Source organism: Phaeobacter sp. CAU 1743 (assembly GCF_039839315.1).
Lineage (GTDB): Bacteria > Pseudomonadota > Alphaproteobacteria > Rhodobacterales > Rhodobacteraceae > Phycobacter > Phycobacter gallaeciensis_A.
Genome location: NZ_JBDOQR010000136.1, coordinates 918 through 4,597 on the forward strand (window position 1 = coordinate 918; position 3,680 = coordinate 4,597).

General features: G+C 56.5%; 4 protein-coding genes and 1 pseudogene. 4 read left to right on the plus strand and 1 reads right to left on the minus strand.

The window, feature by feature from the left end:
- Positions 1-1,172, minus strand: a pseudogene (locus AAFO90_RS23995) (hypothetical protein); the annotation flags it as partial.
- A gap of 195 nt (positions 1,173-1,367) precedes the next feature.
- Between AAFO90_RS23995 and AAFO90_RS24000 the strand changes: the two are divergent.
- The 4 genes from AAFO90_RS24000 (at position 1,368) to AAFO90_RS24015 (ending at position 3,603) form a co-directional block, all read left to right on the plus strand.
- Complete coding sequence (locus AAFO90_RS24000) at positions 1,368-2,408, plus strand: replication initiation protein (protein WP_347511066.1); 1,041 nt, start codon at positions 1,368-1,370, stop codon at positions 2,406-2,408.
- A gap of 162 nt (positions 2,409-2,570) precedes the next feature.
- Positions 2,571-2,996, plus strand: a complete 426-nt coding sequence (locus tag AAFO90_RS24005) for a helix-turn-helix domain-containing protein (RefSeq protein WP_347511067.1) — start codon at positions 2,571-2,573, stop codon at positions 2,994-2,996.
- A 65-nt stretch (positions 2,997-3,061) separates the two neighbouring features.
- Positions 3,062-3,280, plus strand: a complete 219-nt coding sequence (locus AAFO90_RS24010; protein WP_347511068.1) for an antitoxin MazE family protein — start codon at positions 3,062-3,064, stop codon at positions 3,278-3,280.
- A complete protein-coding gene (locus AAFO90_RS24015) occupies positions 3,277-3,603 on the plus strand; it encodes a type II toxin-antitoxin system PemK/MazF family toxin (RefSeq protein ID WP_347511069.1) in 327 nt (108 codons plus the stop codon). The genes AAFO90_RS24010 and AAFO90_RS24015 overlap by 4 nt, the downstream gene beginning before the upstream one ends.
- The last annotated feature ends 77 nt before the right edge of the window (positions 3,604-3,680 follow it).

Sequence of the window (3,680 nt, forward strand, 5' to 3'; positions counted from 1 at the left end):
AGTGGAGACCGCACTTGCGGCGGCACGTCCCGTAACACCCTGCCCTGCACGGCGGCGTTCACGCCAGAGGTGATGGTGCCGGTGTTCACCGCACCCAAGGCCGTCGTTGAGGCGCTGCCGATCGAGCCATTGACCGCCATCATGACGTTCTCGATGGACCCGTTCACAGCGGATGCGTTGCTGGCCACGTTCAGCACCAGCGCGCCGGTATCCGCAGAGCCACCGATCTGGGTCATCACAGCCGAAATTGCTCGGGTTGAGGAGGTCTTGGCCTCATCCACAGCCGAGTTCACCCCCAGAGTGATCTCGCCCGTGTTCACAGCGCCCAGGGCCGTCGTCGTCATGTCGCCAAGGTCGAACGTGGGGAGATTGAACTCAGTCGCAGATGCAGCACCCGCAAGAGCCTCTTGCGTCGCAGACGTCACGCCTGTGATGATGTTTGTGATCGAACCGTCGATGGTCGTAGCGATGGGGGTTTGATATACCTCTGTGCTTGTCACTGCCTCTACATAAACAAGTGCGTTGGTCAGCGGGGGGTCCGTGTCATTAAATTGACCAAGCAGAACCCCGTTCACGCCAAAAAGCGAATATGTGTCCCCCTGAGACCAATTCCCATCAAACGCTTGCACGCGCCCATCTGCGAAAAGATTCAAATGGTCCGTAAGCCCAGTATACCAGACTGGCAACGTTGCGCTTCCAGAAACTGGAAAATCACTACGTAGGAGGTCATATGATTTTCCGTTTGAGTCCGTGATGGTAGCAACTATGTCTCCAGGAGATGCTGCAGAAAAATCAGATGCTACGTTTGACAAAATGTCACGAGATTGCGCCTTACTCAGGAGAACGCTCTCGGCAATGTTTGCGTACACCCCGTTCACTTGGGCGAGGTTCGACGCGCCATCAATCTGGCCGAGCACACGCTCGAGGACGGACTGGGCCGAAGCGGTGGTTGCGCTTGCCATTAAGCCAAGGCTTAGAAAAATAATATGGCGCACAGTGAGGCTTTCGTTGATGCTTAAAAACGCTATAGCACCGCGCCGCCGAAATGCAAAAAAAACGCTGTGCTTGGACTGGAGTATTTCTGAGTTCTGACCAGGCCCATCAACTTGATCAATGCCTAGAAAGTGGGCTCTGACCCTTCCAGAAGCGCCAAAATCACTCCAAATTTTCATCAAAAAGCGCGTAGCGCCTATCTTGTTCTATAAGTTCTATAAGTTCAGGCGAAATTATTTGTTTAATTACATGTGCTTGCGAGGTTATCGGTGACAAATTGGGCCAGTGAAGTGACAAATTGGGCCAGTGAAGTGACAAATTGGGCCAAAAGATCGCTGTTGACTGATGACAAAAAGTCACTGTAACTTGTCACCATGCTGAAAACAACGCAAGTCGCGGCTGATCGGGCCCATGACCAGACCAAAACCGTGCTGCCCGCAGAGGTGGCACGAGGGGTCTACATGCAAAACGCCCCCAGCTTGAAAGCCCTCAAGTTGATGCATCTGATGATTGCCACGGCAGGTGGCCGAATGGCGGAACCAGTGCAGCATGAAATGCGCCTGTCAGACATTCGCAAAATAGACGGCTTGGGACACCACACCCACGAAACGCTAAAACCACTCTTTGGAGAGCTGCGAGCGGCAACACTGATCCACGATGACACCGAGAAAAAGCGTGTTCAGATTGGTGGTATTCTTGATGTAGCTTTGCTGGACTATCGGCACGAAGTCAGCGGCGACACGCTGCTGACGTGGTATTTTAGCCGGATGTTTACCGCCATGGCCGAGCAGTCGAACCACTGGGCAATCATGGATCGGCAAACCGTTTTCCATTTGGGCAGTAAATATTCGGTTTTGCTGTTTCAGCACATCAGCAGCTTGACTAAGCTCGATCACGTCACCGGCAAAAATTTCACAGTGCCAGAACTGCGAGCAATGTTTGGAGTTCCTGATGGAAAGTTGCCGCGATTTGCAGACCTGAACCGCCGTGCCCTTGAAGCAGCCATTGCCGAGATCAACCAAATCTCCCGCCTCACGCTGACGGCGACGCCGCGCAAGGTCGGGCGAACCGTGGCGAGTGTGACGATCTCCTGGGAAGAAAAGCCCCTTGACCAGAAGCAAGACACCAGACGCGAGTTGGATCGCCCCAAAGTGGGGCGCAAGGCGCGCCGTGAAGGCACGGCGGAGGCCCCGGTGCTCGCCTTCCCCAAGAGTGGGAGCCTAAAGGGAACCGAGCCATGGGACGGCCTCGCTCGCACGCATGTGACCCGGGTTCAGGGCGGGCATATCCCGGACCTACGAGGCCTCACGGACGCCTTCCGCAACTGGTGCGAGGCCAAAGCTATTCCCCTTGACGCCAAAGGGATCGATCGAACCTTTACCGGGTTTTGCAAGACGTATCGCCCCATCATTTGATACCGCAGGATGCCTAATGAGGTACTCATTCCGGACAAAAAAGACTAATCTGCGCAAAACAGATCATATCTGGTAAAAAACGATAAATACCGTGATATTCCAGAATATCACACATTGAGACCGCCCTACAACTGTCCGAAACTGTTCATAAAAGAGTCCGGAATGCCCCTTTCTCCCGCAAAAGCCGCGACCGTGGCAGGTGTCTCGCGCAGCGCTATTTCCAAAGCTTTGGCGGCGGGACAGCTGGTTGGTTTCAAGCGGAACAACGGGCATTGGTCGATTACGGAAAAGGATCTGGCAGACTGGATGGAGCACACCATCAGTCGGGCAGACAGCACGCCCTCTGCGCCTGAGCCACACCCGAAGCGGAACGATTTGGCGGAACTAGAGACTCTTCGGGAAGAGCTGAAGGCGGCGGTCGCCGCAGGTCAGGAGGCTCGGGACGGGTTGGCCTCGGCCGAGGCCCGGCTGGAAGTCTTGGATGAGGTCATCTCCAACCTCAAGGCGGATCGCGATGCCTGGCAAACTCAGGCCAAGGCGCTGGCCGCACGGCCTAGCGGGTTCTTCGCTCGGATCTTCGGGCGCTGAGACGCGTAGAAAAAACCTTGAACTGTCAGCCGCCAATCGTTACATGTAACGAAAGGGAGGCCGCCATGCCCACACCTGTTTCAGAACGCGTCCAGAAACGCCGGGACACCCTACGCGCTGCAGGGCTGCGCCCTGTGCAGATATGGGTCCCGGACACCCGCCGCCCCGGCTTTGCCGCTGAGTGTTGCCGTCAGGCGGCTCTCATTGCCGCAGCGGATCAAAACGACACGGGCCTGTTGGACTTCATGGATGCCGCGCTGTCCGATCTGGATGACTGGGCGTGAGGCGGGGAGATCTGGTCGCGGTCGCCCTTCAGGGGGATTACGGCAAGCCGCGCCCTGCGCTGATCGTTCAGGCCGATCAGTTCGCCGATTTGGGGTCTGTCGCAATCCTGCCGATCACATCGCACATGGTCGATGCGCCCTTGCTGCGCCTATACGTCTCCCCCTCCCCGGAAAACGGCCTGCGGGTGCTGTCACAGATCATGTTGGACAAACCAATGACTGTGAAGGCTGACAAGATCGGCGCGCCCTTTGGCCATCTCGATGATGCGGCCATGGTCAGCGTGAACCGTGCGCTCGCGTTGTTTCTCGGATTGGCGGGGTAGTCAGGGGCTGCAATGGCAAGCTCCCCTTGCCCTTTCCGGATCAAAACCCCGGTCCCTCGTCGGGTCCTTTCGGGGGA

Coding starts and splice junctions, on each gene's coding strand:
- AAFO90_RS24000 (WP_347511066.1), top strand. CDS start 1,368: ATGCTGAAAACAACGCAAGTCGCGGCTGATCGGGCCCATGACCAGACC.
- AAFO90_RS24005 (WP_347511067.1), top strand. CDS start 2,571: ATGCCCCTTTCTCCCGCAAAAGCCGCGACCGTGGCAGGTGTCTCGCGC.
- AAFO90_RS24010 (WP_347511068.1), top strand. CDS start 3,062: ATGCCCACACCTGTTTCAGAACGCGTCCAGAAACGCCGGGACACCCTA.